The following is a 19,245-nucleotide window of genomic DNA, read 5'->3' as shown; positions in this document are numbered from 1 at the left end:
TAGTTTAGTGATTATTCCAGCATTAGATTTAATTGAAGGGCAGGTAGTTCGCTTATATCAAGGGGATTACGGCCAAGTAACAGAATACAAAGTCGATCCGGCCGAACAGTTCAACCTCTATCACCAGGCAGGAGCGGATTGGCTTCACCTTGTTGACTTGACTGGTGCGAAAGATACTACAGCACGCCAACTGGATTTGATTGCCAGATTACTGGCTAGTACGCCAGCTAGCATCCAGATTGGCGGTGGCGTGCGCAGTGAGCAGGATGTGGTTGATCTGCTGGAAGCAGGCGCACAACGCGTTGTCGTTGGTTCAACCGCGGTTAAACAGCCTGAACTGGTAAAGGGTTGGATGGAAAAGTACGGCGCGGAGAAAATTGTTCTAGCACTCGACATCAATATTGACGAACAAGGTGTACGTAAGGTCGCGATTTCTGGTTGGCAAGAAGACTCAGGTGTAACGATTGAAGCGCTTATCGATGACTATCTAACCGTTGGGCTAAAACACGTGCTTTGTACCGATATCTCGCGTGATGGCACGTTAGAAGGTTCGAATGTAGAACTCTACGTTGATCTATGTAAGCAGTATCCTCAGGTTCAATTCCAGTCATCTGGTGGTATTGGTTCTCTGGCAGATATTGAAGCTCTGAAAGGCAGCGGTGTGGCAGGCGTGATTGTTGGTCGAGCACTGCTTGATGGTAAGTTTACGGCAAAGGAGGCATTTGCATGTTGGCAAAGCGAATAATTCCGTGTCTTGATGTGCGCGACGGGCAAGTCGTAAAGGGCGTGCAGTTTCGTAACCACGAAATCATCGGCGACATTGTACCGCTTGCTCAGCGTTATGCTGAAGAGGGTGCAGACGAACTTGTTTTTTATGACATTACTGCTTCGAGCGATGGTCGTGTCGTAGACAAGAGTTGGGTTAAACGAGTGGCTGAAGTGATTGACATTCCTTTCTGTGTCGCTGGTGGTATTAAGTCCGCCGAAGATGCCGCTCGCATTTTAGAGTTTGGCGCAGATAAGGTATCTATCAACTCACCGGCGTTAGCGAATCCACAGCTAATTACCGATCTCGCGGATAAGTTTGGCGTACAGTGCATTGTCGTTGGTATCGACTCTTACTTTGACCAAGCGTCAGGCAAGTATCAGGTTTATCAGTTCACGGGTGATGAGGCGCGTACGAAAGCGACTCAATGGGAAACACGCGATTGGGTACAAGAAGTACAAAAGCGTGGTGCTGGTGAAATCGTGTTGAATATGATGAACCAAGATGGCGTCCGCAACGGGTACGATTTGGAGCAACTCAATATGGTACGTGCAGTTTGCAAAGTACCACTGATTGCCTCCGGCGGTGCAGGTGCAATGGAGCACTTCGCAGAGGCCTACCAAAAAACGAATGTAGATGGTGCGCTGGCGGCTTCGGTATTCCACAAACAGGTCATCAACATTGGTGAGCTAAAACAGTATCTGAAACAACAAGGTGTAGAGGTGCGTTTATGAGTTTTACCGCAGCGGAAGTGAATACACTGGCAGAGAGAATTGATTGGGACAAGGTGGATGGATTAGTTCCAGCAATTGTCCAGGACTTTCAGTCTAGCCAAGTCCTTATGATGGGCTACATGAACCAAGATGCGTTGGCTAAAACGGGTGAAACGGGACAGGTGACGTTTTTCTCTCGAACTAAAGAGCGTCTATGGACCAAAGGCGAAACGTCCGGAAATGTTCTGCAACTAAAGAATATTGCCCTTGATTGTGACAACGATACGCTACTGGTTAAAGTCGATCCTATAGGTCCAACTTGTCACACGGGAACCACAACGTGTTGGGATGCGGATAAGCAAGAAGAGACTCAGATGGTGTGGCTTCATCAACTTGAGCAGCTATTGGCTGCCCGCAAGGACGCCGACCCTGAGTCTTCTTATACTGCACACTTATATTCCCGTGGCACCAAGCGTATTTCGCAAAAAGTGGGCGAAGAAGGCGTTGAAGTCGCGCTTGCGGCGACGTCGGGCGATAAGGCGGAGTTAATCTGTGAGTCCGCAGATCTCATTTATCACTTGATGGTTCTGCTTCAAGATCAGGGCTTGTCGATGAATGACGTAATCAACAAATTAAAGGAACGTCATAAGTAGATTCAGTGACATAGACGTGCCGAAAAAAGTCAAAGAAAAAGCCGCAGTTTGAACTAGCGGCTTTCTCTTTTTGTCATCGAGGATATATTTCGCGATTCATCGATAACGTAATAGGTGCGCCCTCTAGTGGGGCGCTATTTGGGTCTTATGACCTAGCCTTAGACACTGATAGTGCTAAATTTCGAATAGAAAATAGTAGCCGTAACCGACGATAAATGCCGGAATCGCTGAATAAACGGTCGCCACTAGTGCTGCCTTGGGAGCGAGTGCGATAGCAGGAAAGAGCGCATCTCCATCGTTAGATATCGCATTGGCTAGTTGAGCAGACAGTGGCGCCACTCCCGCAATATAGAGACTGGTTACCAGAATTTGCGGCCCACATCCTGGCAGTAACCCAACAGCAAGACCAATTAGGGGCATCCATACGCCTAAACCAGCGAAGCTCGTCGATATATCGATTTGTCCGAAGAAGCTAAACAGTTCAAACGCCATAAACGCAATAATCACCCAAGCTGTAACAAAGTTGGTATCTTGCGCCGCCTTCTGAATAGGATGCGATGAGACCTGCTTAGTATCTTCTGCCACGGTAGATTCGTAGTCCTTTATCTCTTTAGTGAGAGACCAGAGCAGAGTACTACTGATGATCAATGCCGTTCCTATCCACTCAATAGTCATGGTTGGCAAACTGAGTATTTGATTGATGTCGAGTTGAAAAGATCCCATAAAGGCGATGGCAGTTGCTGGAACCAATAGCCACTTCCAAAACACACCTTGTAAATTGATGGCATGCAGTTCTACGCGTCTGGTCGCCTTGCGACACACATCTACGCTAGGGGTGATTCGTTGCGTGTCTGGTCGTAAAAAGTCGTCGGCATGGATCTCGTTAACCATCCAACCAGAAACACAGCCCACCATTACACCAAGGCCGATAATCGCAAAACCGATGTCTGGTTTACTGGCGAGGAGAAGGAACGCCGCATCTCCCATTGTCGAGGTAAGTACCGCAACGATTGCGCCAAATCCAACCCGTCCGCTGACAAACTGAGTGGTGACGATAATCGCACCACCACAACCTGGCAAAGCGCCAAGTAGTGCGGCAAACAAAACCTGATGATTTCGTGAGTTTTGATAGAGGTTAACAATGCGATTGTCTTGACTGAAAAAGCCCGATAGATAGTGATAAATCGCGAGTGTAACGGCAACGTAGCTCGATACGGCCCAGAAGGCGTCTGATAGGGTGTTGACAGTAACTAGCCTAGTGGTTGGGTTAACCACAAGCACAATTAAAGCAACGGGCAGCAGCAAGCGTTTGTAAGCTGGGGCGAATTGCGCCAGTGTTAGCCAGTTCGGCAAGGTTTGTAAAAGGCGTGAGTGACTCATAGATATCGAACCTTAATGCGAATTATTATCAATAATATGCTAATGAGAATTATTTTCAATAAGGATTTTTAATTTTCCTTGATGACGGGGGTTAGCAAGGTGATGCGTATTTCAGACCAGAGGGGGGTTGACGCTTAAACCACGAAAGAGTGTGATAAGTGCTAAACTTAAATGTAGAGTGGTGTGCAATGAATCGAATAGTCATTGCTTATGCCGAAATATTCTCGCCTAGGCGATGACAAATTATCAGAATCAGGTAAAATATTGCCCTCGTGAGTAATGACCCATCGTATGGGAAGAAATTTAGTCAGATAGGAAAAAAGATGATTCTAGTTGTAGGTCACAAGAACCCTGATAGCGATAGTATCTGTAGTGCGTTGGTAGCGACAGAGCTACTGAAAGCTCGTGGTGTTGAAGCTATGCCGATTCGCCAAGGTGAGATTAACCGTGAAACCCAACATATTCTTGAAGTTGCGGGTGCAGAAGTTCCTGAACTACGTACTTCGGTAGCGGGTGAAAAAATCTGGTTAGTAGACTACTCAGATCTAGCACAAGCGCCGGATGATGTGGCTGAAGCAGAAATTCTTGGTATCGTTGACCACCACCGTCTAGGTGATGTGATGACAGTGAACCCAATGGAAGCTTGGATCTGGCCTGTTGGTTGTACTAACACTGTACTGTTCAACATGTTTAAGATTGAAGGTCATGAGATTAAGCCTCAAATTGCTAAGCTTATGATGTCAGCTATCCTATCTGATACAGTAGGTTTCGCTTCTCCAACATGCACTCAGAAAGATAAAGATGCAGTTGAAGAGTTAGCAAAAATCGCTGATGTATGTGACGTTGATGCATTCATTAAAGATCTACTGATCGCTAAAACAGATATCGAAGGTCTTTCTGCTGCACAACTTGTAGAAAAAGATCTAAAAGGTTACCCATTCAACGGTCGTGACGTTGTGGTTGGTCAGGTTGAACTTGCGACACTAGAGCAAGTAGACGGCATGATCGATGCACTAGAAGCTGACCTAGAGCGTCGTTGTTCTGAAGAAGGTCTAGCGTTTGCAGCAGTAATGCTAACCGACATCACAACAGCGCAAACTCGCCTACTTTATAAGGGTGAGTGGGCAGAGAAGCTTGTTAAGCATGAGAAAGATGGCATGCTTATGATGGAAAACACTCTAAGCCGTAAGAAACAAGGCTGGCCTTGGCTTCAAACTGAACTGGCTTAATTTCCAGCTCAATGAATTTTAAACGCCCATGGCTTTCGCCGTGGGCGTTTTATTTAGAGGAACAAAAATGTCACTATCTAAAGAGCAGTTAGAAACCGTTAGCAAGATGCGTCCTGATGAGCGATTTAATTACTGTATTAAAGAGATCGCGAAACATCGTCAAGTGTGGATTCTGACCGATGAACATGGCTGCGTAATGCTCAATACAGAAGATGAAGACTGTGTCCCAGTTTGGCCTCACGAGGAGTTCGCAACTCAATGGGCAACGGGTGAGTGGGAACATTGCAAAGCTGAATCAATATCGACTGCAAAATGGTTCAGCCGTTGGACGCATGGTCTGGAAGATGATGAGTTGTCGGTTGTTGTTTTCCCGAATGACAACGAAGAAGGGGTCGTACTTTACCCTGATGAATTCGAATTTGAACTAAAAAAGCGCGCTAATTAGTAGCCAATGAGCTGAAATAGTTCGCCACTTTTAGCATCAGAAACGGCTCGTTCAAGCGTGCCGTTTTTTTTGTATCTACGCAAAATGTTAGCAACGACTGGCTTTGCTTCCTGTTCGCTCATTCCCGCCTTTAATTCGGGTTCATAGAGTAACTTGAGCAGTATAACATCCAGTGGAGAAAGCAGATCTTCAGGGGTTTGGTCGTTGAAAATAGAGGGGTATGCACTTTCTGAATCATTAGGTAATCCCATGACCTGAGTGATTTCTTCAACAATACAAGCGAGCAATTTGCCGTGTTCTCTTGCTTGGTCGACAGGAATAATGACTGCGGCACCAGACATAGAACTATCGGGATTGAGCCGATATCCCGCTTTACAAATAGCGCCATAAACATTGTCCAAGGCAGGCTTGCCAAGCTCACGTTCAATGTCCTTACGCCACTGAGATTCCTGAGTAAAAATCCAGATAATGTTGGCCTGTTCACGTGATGAAACTCGGGTAATGGAGTGGCCAGTGATCGCGGCAAGATGATGAATGTGAGCATTGGTTAACTCATCATGCAGTTCGCTGTCAGGAACCCTATGGTCGACCCAGATGCGCACTGGCTTGTTCCACTTCACTAGCGGCTTTTTACCTGCGGAATACTCGTTGCGCAAAGCGACATTGACAAATGCATTCTCGACAAAGCGAGTATCCAGCCAAGTCTGTTGATTGGAATAAGCGAGCGCCGCAGAAGGCAGCGTAAAAGAGAGTAGACTGATTAACGCTATCCTTAGCATCTCGTATCCTATTTGAAGCAGGTTGCCTTGTTAAAGTGGCTCTCTACCAATCTTTGAGTGATAGGGTGTTCGGGGTAAGAGAGTACCTGATGCGTCTCTCCACTTTCTACCACTTCGCCTTCGTGCATCACCATCACTTTATCGGTAATGTGTTTTACTACGCCGATATGCTGCGATACATAGATGAAGGACACCCCCATTTCTTCCTGCAATTCCAAAAACAGGTTAATGATTTGAGAACGCATCGCCATGTCGAGACCGTTTAGGGCTTCATCTGCGACTATGATGGATGGTTGCAATATCAGCGCCCGAGCAAGACAGACACGCTGCTTTTGACCAGTCGCGAGCATTTGTGGATAGAAGTAAGCGTGTTCAGGCAACAGGCCGACACGCAGTAACGTCTCTTTGACACGTTTGATTCGCGCTTCAGGAGGCATGCTGGTATTTCGTTTCAAAGGCCCTTCCAGAATGCGACCAATTTGGATACGCGGGTTCAATGAGGTATTTGGGTCTTGGAAAATCATTCGGATCAGTTTACAGCGTGTCGAGTAATCTTCATGCTCTAAGCGTTCACCATTAACTCTTATTTCGCCCGATGTTGGTTCGACTACGCCGGATAGCATACGTGCTAAGGTCGATTTTCCTGAACCATTCTGTCCGATAAAGCCAATGGTTTGCCCTGCCTCAAGACTAAAGCTGACAGGTTTCACTGCCTCGTGAACTTTTTTACGAAAGAGTCCGGCACGAGTGACAAAGGTTTTTGATAAGTCGGTGACTTCTAATAGGGCACTCATGCTTTTTTCTTCTCCATGTTGAGCGGGAAGTGGCAGGCAAACTTGTGATTCTTGATTCTTCGAGTCATAGGTATTTCTACACATTGGCGCTGAGCATACGGGCAACGCGGACCAAGTCGGCATCCAATTGGCAAGTGCTGCAACGGAGGAATGGTTCCTGGCAACGATTGCAGTTTCTCTTTGTGTGGGATCCAATCACTAAAGTCAGGCATGGCTTTCAGTAGCGCGACGGTATAAGGGTGCTTCGGCTTGCTAAGTATCTTTTTGGTATCGGCTGACTCAACTGACTGACCACAGTACATAACAGTGATTCGAGTTGCCCACTGAGTAATAGTGGTTAAGTCGTGACCAATCAATAGGATAGAGGTATTGTGAATCTGGTTCATCCGACTCAACAGACGCAAAATTTGCGACTGAGTAATTGGATCCAAATCGTTCGTTGGCTCATCGGCGATCAGCAGTTTTGGCTTGGCAGCAATTGCCATTGCAATCATGATCTTCTGGCATTCACCGTCTGTCAGCTCATATGGGTAGCTGCGCATGATCTGTTGGTGATTCTTAATCCCCACTTTATGCAGTAACGCAGTCGCCTGTTTTTTACGCCATTTAAAGCGTTCCCACCACTTTCCTTCAAATGAACGAGAAGGAATCGCTTCAATAAGCTGTTTTCCTACCTCTTCTGATGGATCGAGACAGGTTGATGGCTCTTGGAAAATCATAGCGATGTCGCGTGCGATGACCCGGCGACGTTCTTTTGGCGTGAGTTGCAACAAGTCAACGTTGCCGAGACGCATTCGGTCCGCGGTCACTTTCCAGTTGTCTTTACAGACACCGACGATCGCTTTTGCGACCAAGCTTTTACCTGAACCTGATTCACCTACCAAACCACGAATCTCGCCTTCATTCATGGTTAGGCTCATTCGGTCTACGGCTTTCATCATGCCTTGAGGTGTTTCGATCTCAATAGTGAGGTGGCGAATATCTAACAACGGCATTATTCGATCCCCGCATTTAGCGCTTGGCGAACACCTTCACCAACGAGGTTAATTACAATGACAGTAAACATGATGGCTAGACCAGGAAGTGTCACCGTCCAAGGGGCCAAGTAGATCAACTCGACAGAGTCACCTAATACCGCGCCCCATTCGGTGCTTGGGGCTTGCGCACCCAGACCTAAGAATCCAAGCGCTGTAATATCTAAAATGGCAATAGACCATGCCAAGGTTACTTCACTGGCGACCACAACAAGTACGTTAGGTAAGATCGAGTTCCAGAGCAGATAGAAGTCGTTCGCACCGTCTAACCTTGCCGCCATGATGTAATCTTTTTCGACTTCTGTGTGGACGGCAATATAGACAGAGCGAATAAAGCGAGGGATCAGAGCTAAACAGATCGCAAGTAAGATATTGAATTCGCCAAAACCAAGAAATGCGACGAAGATGATCGCAAGCAGCAGCGACGGAATCGACATCACTGTATCCAGTAGATGGTTTAGCGTACTTGATAACAAACCCTTTGTCATACCCGCGAGAACGCCGATAACACAACCCACAACAGTGGCGATAATAGTGACAAGGAATGCGGCACCGAAGGTGAATCTTGATCCTTCAATCAGGCGGGACAATATGTCACGGCCTAGGTCGTCTGTGCCAAGGAAATATTCAACAGTCCCCGCTGGATTCCATGAAGGCGGGATCAGAAGCTCACCAGTTTGAGCTTGTGGATCATGAGGCGTGATCCAAGGTGACAACAGAGTGATGACAATGATGAATAACAGGCACCACAGTCCGAACATCGCTAAATTGTTAGCGCGGAAGCTACGCCAGAATCGCTCGAATTGGGTTGGGATATGTTCTTCTTGATAGACGTTATCGGTTAGCATACCACTCTTTCCTTACTAGCGGGTTGATCATAGCGCCAATCAAATCCGACAAGATGTTTGCGGTCAGCACGAAGGTAGCAACAACAATCACCCCTGCTTGAATAGAGACATAGTCTTGTTGAGAAAGTGCATCAAGAAGCCAGCGACCGATGCCAGGCCAGTTAAAAATCGATTCAGTGATGATCGCCAGAGTGAGCATACTAGACAGCTGAACACCAATCTTTGGAATGATCGGTGGGATAGCATTACGCAGTACATGTTGAGTGACAATCTCATGGGTAGAGAGACCTTTTATGCGCGCAGCACGAATATAGTTTTGGCTCATCACTTCAGCTACCGATGTTCGCATCAAACCGATTACCTGTGTTGTTGGAGCCAGTGCTAGGACTAAACAAGGTAAAATGAGATGCTCTATGACACTTTGCAATGCGTGAGCACGATAAGCACCATTGGCAAAGAAGGCATCGATGATGGCAAACCCTGTGACATGATCGATTTGATAGAGCAGATCGTAACGACCCGCAACAGGGAAGACTTCAAAATGTAGGGAAAACACCATGATCATCAGAAGTGCAATCCAGAATAGCGGAGCCGAATAACCTGACATTGAAGTAAACGAGATTGCCGTATCGATCCACTTACCTTGTTTCATACCCGCCAGAGTGCCGATGGGAATGCCAATAAACAGAGAGATAGAAAAGGCAATCAAACACAGTTCTAACGTCGCGGGGAAGACGGTTTTCAACTCATCAATGATAGCCACGCCGGTTTTACTGACGCCGAAATTAAGTTGCATTAACTCGCCGAGGTAGGTTAGCCAACCACTCCAAAAATCTTGTAGCGCCCACGCAGAGTTAGGCTCTAGGCGTAAGATGCTAAAGCCAACCATGGTCAGGATCAGCAAAGTAATGATAAACAGGTTGAGTCGTCGAACAGCATAGAGCAGCATTAGCGAATCCTCTCGACGGTATCAAATGGCTGAGCGTTAAACGGACTCACTTTAAATCCTTTCAATGAACTATCATGCGCTTGCAACTGCATTCCATGGTTGAGTGGAATGACAGGGAATTCTTCATTTAAAATATTTTGCGCTTGTTTATACAGATTCTTTCGGTAACGAAGTTTGTCGACCTCAAGCGCTAGGTCGAGTAAGAAATCGAAGTCTGGGTTACACCAACTGGATACATTAAGGCCGACACGATCTGAATCACACGACAGCAGCGGGCGTAGAAAATTGTCAGGGTCGCCAGTATTCGCAATCCAACCCGTTAAGTACAGGTCAATATTGGCGTTGCTCTCCACATCACTACGACTGTAGCGGTCATTGGTGAGAAGGTTGAGTTTTATGCCAACATCGGCGAAGTTTGCTTGGATTAATTCGGCCGTTTTTCTAGGGCTAGGGTTGTAAGCACGTGGCTCTAGAGGCACTGACATTGTCAGCTCTAACCCTTTGCTGTAGCCCGCTTCGCGTAGCAACGCGATGGCGTAGTTACGGTCGTAACGAATCTGGATTGTGTCTTTCTGATATGCCCAAGACGAGGGAGGTAAGACAGAATATGCCTGACTGCCGGTGCCATAGTAGACGGAATCGAGAATGTTCTGTCGGTTTATCGCGTAATTCAGAGCTTTGCGCACGCGAGCATCATTCAACGCTGGGTGAGAGGTGTTTACGGCAACGAAAGAGATATTCATTGCAGGTTTTGCTGTCAGCTTAACGCCTTCACTCTGTTCAATGATTGGTAACTGGCTTGAGAGTGGCGAATTGAGCACATCACACTCTTTGCGTAATAGTTTCGCCAACGTTCCTGTCCCACGCTGTGAAATATCGAATACTACTTGTTCCATCTTTGGCTGTGATTTCCAATAGCCTTTGTGTTTCTTCAAGCGGATCAAATCGTTAACCTGATATTCAGCCAAATAGAAGGGGCCAGTACCAACGGGATGAGAGTCGATCATGCCTTTATCATCACGCAGCTCTAACTGACTGGCATACTCTTTTGAAAGAATAACGGCATGGCTAGTGGCGATGTTAGAGAGAAAACTATTATCGGGGCGGCTAAGAGTAAACTTGACGCGGTACTCGGAAAGGGCAGTAACATCAATCACAAGGTTATTGAAGTCGATACCACTAAACCAAGGGTAGAGGCCGCTGCCCACATAATGAAATGGGCTGGTGCTATCTATGATTCGATGGAAGCTGAAGACAACGTCATCGGCATTCATGGTGCGTGAAGGCGTAAACCAAGCGGTCGTTTGAAACTGTACGCCTTTACGTAAGTCAAAGGTGTACTCAGTCCCTTGCTTGTTTACTTGCCAACCAGTAGCGAGACTGGCAACGGGCTGGTAATTATCATTATCTAGGGTCAGCAGAGTGTTATAGATCTGAGGACTCAAGGTTTCTGATGTAATACCGCTGTCTACCAACTGCGGGTTGAATGTCGTTGGGCCGCCTTGACCACAATAAACAAAACCTTTTTGACGAATTTTGCTGTGATCAATTTCTTCACCGCAGCCAGCTAAGAGGCTGAGGCTAAATAACCCTAATGTAAACTGTATGAATGCTTTCATAGAAAGAACAATTGTCTGGGACAAAGCATAATGGAACTCATCATTATGCCTTAAGATCCTAATAATTTACCACTAAATACAATCAGTAACCAAAGCAAAACCACAGTTTTGGTTGGTTAATTGAGGTTTGTGAGGTCGTACTTACGAACCATCCCTCTCAATTGATGGTAGCTCAGCCCGAGCATTTCTGCGGCTTTACGTTGATTGAACTGACTCTGTTTCAATGCTTCAGTCAGAATGAGCTGATCTTGTTGCTCTTGCCACAGTTTGTAGTCGAGCGGAAACGTAAACGTGTGAGCCGGAGAGATATCGTCATCTTGCACACTAGAATCTGTCGCTTGCCAGCCAGATTGAAACGGGTCGAAGATAAGCGTGTCGATCGGTTCTTGTTGCTGACCATGCTGGTATACCGCTCGTTCAATGACATTTTTCAGTTCACGAACATTACCTGGCCAATGGTACTGGTGAAGGCTTTTCTCTGCTTGAGCGGAAAAGCCAACAAAGTACTCATAGCCCAATTCGCGACACATCTTAATCGCATAATATTCTGCCAGTAGTAAGATATCTTCTTGCCTTTCTCGCAGAGGAGGCAAATGAATGACATCAAACGCGAGTCTGTCGAGTAAGTCAGCACGAAAATCACCACTCTCTGCCATTTGAGGAAGGTTAGCATTGGTTGCACAAACTAAACGCACATTAGCGTTAAGCAACTGATGTCCACCGACACGTTCATACTGCCCATACTCAATAACACGTAAGAGTTTTTCCTGCACCAGTAGTGGAGCGGTGGCGAGTTCATCAAGAAATAGTGTCCCATTTTCTGCGCGTTCAAATCGTCCTTTATGCCTGCCTTTTGAACCGGTAAATGAGCCCTGTTCATGACCAAATAGCTCTGAATCGATGAGACCTTCGCTAAGTGTCGAACAGTTGAGTGAGATAAGTGGCTGGTCCCAACGTTTAGACAAATAGTGTAGGCGCTGCGCAATCAGCTCTTTACCCGTACCTCGCTCGCCAATAATTAATACTGGTCGTTCTATGGCGGCTAGCTTCGAGACTTTGTCGAGTACCGATAGAAAAGCAGGGGATTCCCCGATGAGATTTTGCTGCATGCTGCGACTCCGTGGCGAAATTTACCAATAGTTGGTTAAATTCAGCATACATCGATATGGTATGTAATGGTATTTTTTTATAAATAACTGATTTGTAATGCTTATTTTTTTGGCATGTAATTTGTTATAGAGAACTAGAACCAAGATATTTTGTCGAGCCGATGAAAATCGGTTCTCGCTAACTGTAATAAGGAGCCTAGCTATGGGTATTTTCTCTCGATTCGCAGACATCGTAAATTCAAACATCAGTGCTCTATTGGATAAAGCTGAAGATCCGGAAAAGATGATTCGCCTTATCATTCAGGAAATGGAAGATACGCTCGTTGAAGTACGTACCAATTCCGCTAAAGCTATCGCTGATAAGAAAGAATTGGCGCGCAAAGTTGACTCTATTGAAGAGACGATCAATGAGTGGCAGCAAAAAGCAACGCTTGCGCTAACCAAGCAGCGTGAAGATTTAGCGAGAGCTGCACTGATTGAAAAACAGAAGCTGCAAGACCTTCTTAAAGGTCTTCACACTGAACAGACATTAGTGGAAGAGACGATTGATAAGCTGACTGGCGAAATCAGCAAACTCGAAACTAAAATTACCGAAACTCGCGCTAAGCAGCAGGCGTTAGCGATTCGCAGCCAAACGGCTTCAAATCGTCGTGATGTGCAAAAGCATCTTCAGACGGCACGTACAAGTGAAGCAATGGCCAAGTTTGAACAGTACTCACGCAAAATTGATGAGATGGAAGCCGAAGCGGATCTCTATGCTAAAACGGGCAATGCCAAATCCTTGGATCAAGAGTTTGCTGAGCTACAAGCCGAAGACGAAATTGAGAAAGAGCTACAAAAACTCAAGCAGCAGATGGAAGAGAAAAAGTAATTCTCGGTTTGTTTTGTTAATTTAAATAGGCAGATAGTCTGGTTTGTTCCAACCATCTGCCTTTACTAAGGAGTTATTGTATGTCGTCATTTCTCATTGCTGGGCCGTTGATTGTTTTTCTGATTTTTGTCGCACCTTTGTGGCTATTTCTTCATTACCGCAGCAAGAAGAATGCAAGCACAGGATTGTCGAGTGAAGACCTTCAGCGTCTAGAACAACTCTCGGATAAAGCAGAAAAAATGCACAAACGGGTCGAAACGCTAGAACGCATTTTAGATGCAGAGTCTCCAACTTGGAGGCGTCGTTATGAGTAGCAAAGAATTATATCGTGATACGGTAAATGGCAAAATTACAGGGGTATGTGCGGGTCTCGCCAACTATTTTTCGTTGGAAGTATGGTTGGTGCGTATTCTGGTCATTTCTGCGGCGCTGCTTGGCGGGAGTTTTTTAGTGTTGCTCGCCTATGTCGCGATGACATTAATGATAGAAAAGCAACCCGCGAACTATGTTGAGACAATAAAGGCTCAACAAGAGCATAAGTTAAAAAATAAACCATGGCAGCAAGGGCAAACGCCGGATTCTTTGCTCAATACCATTGATAAGGATTTGTCTCAGCTCGAAACACAAATCCGTGACATCGAAGCGTATGTCACTTCAGATGCCTTCAAAGTCGACAGAGAGTTTAAGGCTTTATAGTTTCATTGTTCAAAAGTGCGACTCCATACTCATATCAAGGCAAATTATTAATTTTCATAATAATTTACCTCAAGTGCTGTGGAAGTCGCGTTATCATTCATCTATCTTTGTAACTAATAGCTACAAACGGATGATTGACTCATGCATAAATCTTTGTTGTTGCTTGCCATAACCTCTGTACTCAGCGGTTGTGGTAAGGAACTCCCTCCTGTCCCTGAACCAGAATCCAGACCTGCTAAATTATTCACTGTTTCTGTCGGCAATGCCCAATTTGAACGTAATTTTCCTGCCACGTCAGAAGCCGGTGATAAAGCAGTGCTGGCGTTTAGAGTGCCCGGTCAAATGCAATCCATCGATGTCCTAGCGGGGCAGATGGTGAAAAAAGGGGATGTACTGGCATCACTCAATCCAGATGAGTACACATTACTCGCCAAGCAGGCCGAAGCCCAGTTTCGTTTAGCGGATGTTCAATATCAGCGTTATAAAAAGCTGCGTGAAGATAAAGTCGTTTCAGAGCAAGACTTTGATCAAGCCAAAGCTAACCATAATTCTGCTAAAGCTACGTTAGAGCAGGCTCGTGCAAATCTCAGATACACCAAGCTGGTTGCACCTTATGATGGCACAATCTCGATTATTCCCGCGGAAAATCATGAGTATATGGCCGCCAAACAGGGTGTAATGAATGTTCAGACCAATCAGCTAATGAAGGTGATTTTCCAATTACCCGATCACTTACTCAATAAGTTTGCTAGTGGGGTAAATTTAACCGCTACCATGACCTTCGATGCCTTCCCCAATAATCAGTATGACTTAGTATTTCAGGAAGTGGATACCGAAGCTGATTCCAAAACGGGATCATATAAAGTCACTATGGTGATGGAACGACCTGAGGATGTGGGTATTCTGCCAGGTATGGCAGGCTCAGTGCACGTCGCTGTTGAATCGACCGGCGCCACTCAAATACCTCAATCCGCGTTAATGGAGCAAGACGGAAAAACGTATGTTTGGCGTGTTGATTCACAAGGTATCGTTTCTCAAGCCCAAGTCGAGCTAAACGACAAACTTCAGGTGCAAAGTGGCCTCAGTGAAGGTGACCAAATTATTGTGTCTGGTGTCAGTGGTATTGAGGCGGGTATCAAAGTCCGCGAATGGATTAAAGAGCGAGGGTTGTAAGATGAAACAGTGGTTATGTCTCGGTCCTCTTGCATCTTTAGTCATGTTGGCTGGATGTGGTGGTGAACCGCAGTATGTCGATTTTGGTACACCTAAAGTGAAAGTCGTTGATCTGTCTAGTCAGTCAGTTGTTGAGGATAGACTCTACTTTCCAGCGGTCGCCAATGCGGCTGAGCGTTCACATCTCAGTTTTCGCGTCGCGGGTGAAATTAGTCGGCTCTATGTTAAAGAAGGTGACCAATTAAAGCAGGGTGACTTAATTGCAGAGTTAGACCCAACGGATTACCAACTTGCAGTCGACAATGCTTCGGCGCGTTATAGCGTAGTGGATAGTCAATACAAGCGTTCTAAACCGTTAGTTGATAAGGGCTTGTTAGCTAAGTCGCAGTTCGATGAAATAGCGGCAAATCGTCAAATCGCTTACGCAGAACTTGAACTTGCAAAACTACGCTTGTCCTTTACCAAGCTCCATGCTCCGGTGGATGGTATCATCTCTCGTGTCAATGCCGATCAGTTTGAAAACATTCAAGTTGGGCAGCAAGTGGTCAACATCCATAGTATCGACAGTGTTGAAGTGTTGATTCAGTTGCCAGATCGCCTTTATACGAATCAGCCGAATCAGGCTACCTTGTCAAAGATTCAGGCGGTCGTAAAAGTACCAAGTGGTAATCAATATTCAGCTCGGATCAAAGAGTTCACCACTGAGCCAGATCCTGCCACTGGCACTTTCACGGTGACATTATCAATGCCAATGCCGGAACAGGAGTACATTCTTGATGGTATGCCTGTGGAAGTGACATCGAAAGGTGAGGATGTCGGTCTAAAGCTCAACCTCGGGGTTCAAATTCCAATTGAAGCCATTTTCAATGGGGATGGCGACGATCTGGATAAAGAGAACAAATATGTATGGCGCTTAAATTCGGATAGCACAGTGACCAAACAGCAAGTGATTGTAGGTAAGGCTAGTAAGGATCTCGTCCAGATCTTAGATGGTTTAAGCCAAGATCAAACTGTTGTGGTTGCGGGTCTGTCGAGATTGAGAGAAGGAATGCAAGTTCAAGTGATTAAACAGGAGGCAGGCAATGAGTGAAGTGAATAATAACTTGCCTCAGGATGATGACAAGATTACCGGCATAGCGGCGTACTTTATTCGCAACCGTGTTATCAGTTGGATGATATCACTGATATTTCTGATTGGTGGTACAGCGGCATTTTTTGGATTGGGGCAGTTAGAAGATCCTGCTTTTACTATTAAAGATGCCATGGTTGTCACCTCATATCCGGGCGCGACACCTCAGCAAGTTGAAGAAGAAGTCACTTATCCCATAGAGAAAGCCATTCAGCAACTCACCTATGTCGATGAAGTAAATTCTATATCGAGCCGAGGGTTGTCGCAGATCACCGTGACAATGAAAAACAACTATGGTCCTGATGATTTGCCTCAGATTTGGGATGAACTGCGCCGTAAAGTGAATGACTTGAAAGTGCAACTACCACCAGGCGTCAATGCTCCGCAAGTCATCGATGATTTTGGAGACGTTTATGGCATTTTGCTGGCCGTAACAGGAGATGGATATAGCTATAAAGAGCTGCTCGATTATGTCGACTATCTAAGACGAGATTTGGAACTTATCGATGGTGTGAGCAAGATTTCCGTTTCAGGACAACAGCAAGAGCAAGTATTCATCGAAATCTCGATGAAACGAATGAGCCGGCTTGGTTTGTCTCCTAATACGGTGTTCAACTTACTCGCGACGCAAAACGTCGTATCAGATGCAGGTGCGATCCGAATTGGTGATGAGTACATTCGTATTCATCCGACCGGTGAGTTCCAGAATGTCGATCAGTTGGGCGATTTAATTCTGACTGAAAGTGGCGCTCAAGGTTTGATTTACTTGAAAGACGTGGCGGATATCAAACGTGGTTATGTCGAAGTGCCAAGTAATATTATTACCTTTAACGGTAAGTTGGCGCTGAACCTTGGAGTCTCTTTTGCTCAAGGGGTGAATGTAGTCGAAGTCGGTAAGCGCTTTGACCGCCGTTTAGCGGAGCTAAAATATCAGCAGCCTGTGGGTGTCGATATTTCGGAGATATACAGTCAGCCAAAAGAAGTCGACAAATCGGTCAGTGGATTTGTTGTGAGTCTTGGTCAAGCAGTAGCGATTGTCATTATCGTGCTACTTTTCTTCATGGGGCTGCGCTCAGGTCTGTTGATCGGATTGATTCTGTTGTTGACGGTACTTGGCACCTTTATCTTCATGAAGTACTTCGCGATTGATTTACAAAGGATTTCTCTTGGTGCGCTGGTTATCGCTTTGGGTATGCTGGTGGACAATGCCATTGTGGTGGTCGAAGGGATATTGATAGGAACCCAGAAAGGGCGAACGAGGCTGCAAGCGGCAACCGATATTGTAACTCAAACTAAGTGGCCACTATTGGGGGCTACGGTTATTGCGGTGACAGCTTTCGCTCCAATCGGTTTATCTGAAGATGCAACAGGTGAATACTGTGGCACTTTGTTTACCGTACTGTTGATCTCGTTGATGCTAAGCTGGTTTACCGCAATCTCATTAACACCATTCTTTGCTGATATCTTCTTCAAGGGACAAAAGTTCAAGCAAGAAGGTGAAGAGAGCGATCCATACAACGGCATGATCTTTGTGATGTACAAGGGCTTCCTTGAGTTCTGTATGAAGCGAGCATGGTTGACCGTTGGGGTTCTAATACTTGGATTGGCTGCGAGCATCGCAGGATTTACTCAAGTTAAGCAATCATTCTTCCCATCGTCGACGACGCCAATCTTCCAAGCCGATGTTTGGTTACCTGAAGGGACAGATATTCGAGCGACTAACACCAAACTAAAAGCGTTAGAGTCATGGTTATCGAGTCAAGATGGCGTTGAGCACGTTACGACGACAGCGGGTAAAGGCTTACAGCGCTTTATGCTGACCTACGCACCTGAAAAGAGCTACGCAGGCTATGGCGAGATTACAACTCGGGTCGCCAGCTATGAGCAGTTAGCAAATTTGATGACGCACTTTAGACAGCACCTTGAAGATAACTTCCCAGAGATTAACTACAAGTTGAAGCAAATTGAGTTAGGTCCTGGTGGTGGTGCAAAAATTGAAGCAAGAATCATTGGCTCTGACCCGACCGTATTGCGTGGTATTGCGAAGCAAGTTTCGGACATCATGCATGCAGACCCAGGTGCGACGAACATTCGTCATGACTGGCGAGAGCGTACTAAGGTACTTGAACCTCAGTTTAACGAAAGTCAGGCACGACGTTACGGTATCACTAAATCGGAAGTGGATGAATTCCTCGCAATGTCGTTCTCGGGTAAATCGATAGGTGTCTATCGAGACGGAACAACGCTAATGCCGATCGTGGCACGTTTACCTGAAGATGAACGTATCGATATCCGTAATATTGAAGGAATGAAGATATGGAGCCCTGCACTCAGTGAGTACATCCCATTACAACAAGTCACTATGGGTTATGACTTACGCTGGGAAGACCCGATTATTGTACGTAAGAATCGTAAACGTATGCTGACGGTAATGGCAGACCCAGACATATTAGGCGAAGAGACAGCAGCAACGTTGCAGAAGCGTTTGATGCCGCAGATAGAAGCTATTGAATTACCACCAGGTTATTCGTTGGAATGGGGCGGTGAATACGAGTCTTCTGGTGAAGCGCAGGCATCTTTGTTCACTACCATGCCAATGGGCTACTTGTTTATGTTCTTGGTCACTGTGTTCCTATTTAACTCGGTCAAAGAACCACTGATAGTGTGGTTGACGGTACCGTTAGCGATTATTGGGGTAACAACAGGCTTACTGGCGCTCAATACTCCGTTTGGCTTTATGGCCTTGCTGGGTTTCCTCAGTCTGTCAGGCATGTTGCTGAAAAACGGTATCGTCTTGCTTGACCAAATTGAGATAGAGATGCATTCGGGTAAAGACCCATATGTAGCGGTTGTAGATGCGGCACTTAGCCGTGTACGACCTGTATGTATGGCGGCGATTACCACGATATTGGGTATGATTCCTCTTTTACCTGATATCTTCTTTAAGCCGATGGCAGTGACGATTATGTTTGGTTTAGGATTTGCAACTGTACTGACACTTATTGTCGTACCTGTGTTGTATCGTCTATTCCACAAAGTCAAAGTGCCAAACTAACGG

The 19,245-nt window shown here is 45.8% G+C and carries 19 protein-coding genes; 11 read left to right on the top strand and 8 right to left on the bottom strand.

The window, feature by feature from the left end; all coding sequences use genetic code 11:
* Window positions 1–7: 7 nt before the first annotated feature.
* Genes hisA through hisIE form a run of 3 tightly spaced genes read left to right on the top strand, consistent with a single transcriptional unit; the run spans window position 8 to window position 2,132 of the window.
* Window positions 8–745 carry a 1-(5-phosphoribosyl)-5-[(5-phosphoribosylamino)methylideneamino]imidazole-4-carboxamide isomerase gene (hisA, locus tag ACQEXP_RS01740; protein WP_269377287.1) on the top strand — a complete coding sequence of 246 codons (738 nt, stop codon included), beginning with the start codon at window positions 8–10 and terminating at the stop codon, window positions 743–745.
* Window positions 727–1,500 carry an imidazole glycerol phosphate synthase subunit HisF gene (gene hisF / locus ACQEXP_RS01735; protein WP_269377288.1) on the top strand — a complete coding sequence of 258 codons (774 nt, stop codon included), beginning with the start codon at window positions 727–729 and terminating at the stop codon, window positions 1,498–1,500. The genes hisA and hisF overlap by 19 nt, the downstream gene beginning before the upstream one ends.
* Window positions 1,497–2,132, top strand: coding sequence for a bifunctional phosphoribosyl-AMP cyclohydrolase/phosphoribosyl-ATP diphosphatase HisIE (gene hisIE / locus ACQEXP_RS01730; protein ID WP_269377289.1), 636 nt, complete (start codon window positions 1,497–1,499; stop codon window positions 2,130–2,132). The genes hisF and hisIE overlap by 4 nt, the downstream gene beginning before the upstream one ends.
* 174 nt (window positions 2,133–2,306) lie before the next feature.
* On the opposite strand, the gene ACQEXP_RS01725 is transcribed toward hisIE, so the two are convergent.
* Window positions 2,307–3,512 (bottom strand): putative manganese transporter, encoded by a 1,206-nt coding sequence (locus ACQEXP_RS01725; RefSeq protein ID WP_426967750.1) that lies wholly within the window; start codon window positions 3,510–3,512, stop codon window positions 2,307–2,309.
* Between the two features lie 323 nt (window positions 3,513–3,835).
* Between ACQEXP_RS01725 and ACQEXP_RS01720 the strand changes: the two genes are divergently transcribed.
* Entirely contained in the window at window positions 3,836–4,741 is a 906-nt protein-coding gene (locus ACQEXP_RS01720) for a manganese-dependent inorganic pyrophosphatase (RefSeq protein ID WP_269377291.1), read from the top strand.
* Window positions 4,742–4,808: 67 nt separating this feature from the next.
* Entirely contained in the window at window positions 4,809–5,186 is a 378-nt protein-coding gene (locus tag ACQEXP_RS01715; RefSeq protein WP_426967749.1) for a DUF2750 domain-containing protein, read from the top strand.
* On the opposite strand, the gene ACQEXP_RS01710 is transcribed toward ACQEXP_RS01715, so the two are convergent.
* The 7 genes from ACQEXP_RS01710 to pspF all read right to left on the bottom strand — a co-directional run bounded on the left by ACQEXP_RS01710 (window position 5,183) and on the right by pspF (window position 12,318).
* Window positions 5,183–5,965 (bottom strand): DUF2927 domain-containing protein, encoded by a 783-nt coding sequence (locus ACQEXP_RS01710; protein WP_426967747.1) that lies wholly within the window; start codon window positions 5,963–5,965, stop codon window positions 5,183–5,185. The genes ACQEXP_RS01715 and ACQEXP_RS01710 overlap by 4 nt on opposite strands.
* A gap of 8 nt (window positions 5,966–5,973) precedes the next feature.
* Window positions 5,974–6,759 (bottom strand): ATP-binding cassette domain-containing protein, encoded by a 786-nt coding sequence (locus ACQEXP_RS01705; protein ID WP_138970320.1) that lies wholly within the window; start codon window positions 6,757–6,759, stop codon window positions 5,974–5,976.
* Window positions 6,756–7,754 (bottom strand): oligopeptide/dipeptide ABC transporter ATP-binding protein, encoded by a 999-nt coding sequence (locus ACQEXP_RS01700; RefSeq protein WP_426967746.1) that lies wholly within the window; start codon window positions 7,752–7,754, stop codon window positions 6,756–6,758. The genes ACQEXP_RS01705 and ACQEXP_RS01700 overlap by 4 nt, the downstream gene beginning before the upstream one ends.
* Window positions 7,754–8,641: a putrescine export ABC transporter permease SapC gene (gene sapC, locus ACQEXP_RS01695; protein ID WP_138970322.1), complete on the bottom strand. Its 888-nt coding sequence runs from the start codon at window positions 8,639–8,641 to the stop codon at window positions 7,754–7,756. The genes ACQEXP_RS01700 and sapC overlap by 1 nt, the downstream gene beginning before the upstream one ends.
* The gene (locus ACQEXP_RS01690) at window positions 8,628–9,590 is read right to left on the bottom strand and encodes an ABC transporter permease (RefSeq protein ID WP_269377296.1); all 963 of its coding nucleotides are present in this window, start codon (window positions 9,588–9,590) and stop codon (window positions 8,628–8,630) included. The genes sapC and ACQEXP_RS01690 overlap by 14 nt, the downstream gene beginning before the upstream one ends.
* Window positions 9,590–11,209: an ABC transporter substrate-binding protein SapA gene (gene sapA / locus ACQEXP_RS01685; protein ID WP_426967744.1), complete on the bottom strand. Its 1,620-nt coding sequence runs from the start codon at window positions 11,207–11,209 to the stop codon at window positions 9,590–9,592. The genes ACQEXP_RS01690 and sapA overlap by 1 nt, the downstream gene beginning before the upstream one ends.
* A gap of 116 nt (window positions 11,210–11,325) precedes the next feature.
* Window positions 11,326–12,318 carry a phage shock protein operon transcriptional activator gene (pspF, locus tag ACQEXP_RS01680; protein WP_426967742.1) on the bottom strand — a complete coding sequence of 331 codons (993 nt, stop codon included), beginning with the start codon at window positions 12,316–12,318 and terminating at the stop codon, window positions 11,326–11,328.
* A gap of 202 nt (window positions 12,319–12,520) precedes the next feature.
* Between pspF and pspA the strand changes: the two genes are divergently transcribed.
* The 6 genes from pspA to ACQEXP_RS01650 all read left to right on the top strand — a co-directional run bounded on the left by pspA (window position 12,521) and on the right by ACQEXP_RS01650 (window position 19,242).
* The gene (pspA, locus tag ACQEXP_RS01675) at window positions 12,521–13,189 is read left to right on the top strand and encodes a phage shock protein PspA (RefSeq protein WP_426967741.1); all 669 of its coding nucleotides are present in this window, start codon (window positions 12,521–12,523) and stop codon (window positions 13,187–13,189) included.
* A gap of 80 nt (window positions 13,190–13,269) precedes the next feature.
* Window positions 13,270–13,503 carry an envelope stress response membrane protein PspB gene (gene pspB, locus ACQEXP_RS01670; protein WP_138970327.1) on the top strand — a complete coding sequence of 78 codons (234 nt, stop codon included), beginning with the start codon at window positions 13,270–13,272 and terminating at the stop codon, window positions 13,501–13,503.
* Window positions 13,466–13,885, top strand: coding sequence for an envelope stress response membrane protein PspC (gene pspC / locus ACQEXP_RS01665; RefSeq protein WP_426967739.1), 420 nt, complete (start codon window positions 13,466–13,468; stop codon window positions 13,883–13,885). Before pspB ends, pspC begins: the two co-directional genes overlap by 38 nt.
* Window positions 13,886–14,026: 141 nt before the next feature.
* Window positions 14,027–15,058 carry an efflux RND transporter periplasmic adaptor subunit gene (locus tag ACQEXP_RS01660; protein WP_426967738.1) on the top strand — a complete coding sequence of 344 codons (1,032 nt, stop codon included), beginning with the start codon at window positions 14,027–14,029 and terminating at the stop codon, window positions 15,056–15,058.
* A 1-nt stretch (window position 15,059) separates the two neighbouring features.
* Window positions 15,060–16,148: an efflux RND transporter periplasmic adaptor subunit gene (locus tag ACQEXP_RS01655; RefSeq protein ID WP_426967736.1), complete on the top strand. Its 1,089-nt coding sequence runs from the start codon at window positions 15,060–15,062 to the stop codon at window positions 16,146–16,148.
* The gene (locus ACQEXP_RS01650) at window positions 16,141–19,242 is read left to right on the top strand and encodes an efflux RND transporter permease subunit (RefSeq protein WP_269377304.1); all 3,102 of its coding nucleotides are present in this window, start codon (window positions 16,141–16,143) and stop codon (window positions 19,240–19,242) included. Before ACQEXP_RS01655 ends, ACQEXP_RS01650 begins: the two co-directional genes overlap by 8 nt.
* The last annotated feature ends 3 nt before the right edge of the window (window positions 19,243–19,245 follow it).

Origin of the sequence: Vibrio sp. TRT 1302, from assembly GCF_050113875.1 — a bacterium.
Classification (GTDB): domain Bacteria; phylum Pseudomonadota; class Gammaproteobacteria; order Enterobacterales; family Vibrionaceae; genus Vibrio.
This window is presented reverse-complemented; position numbering and strand designations above follow the sequence as displayed.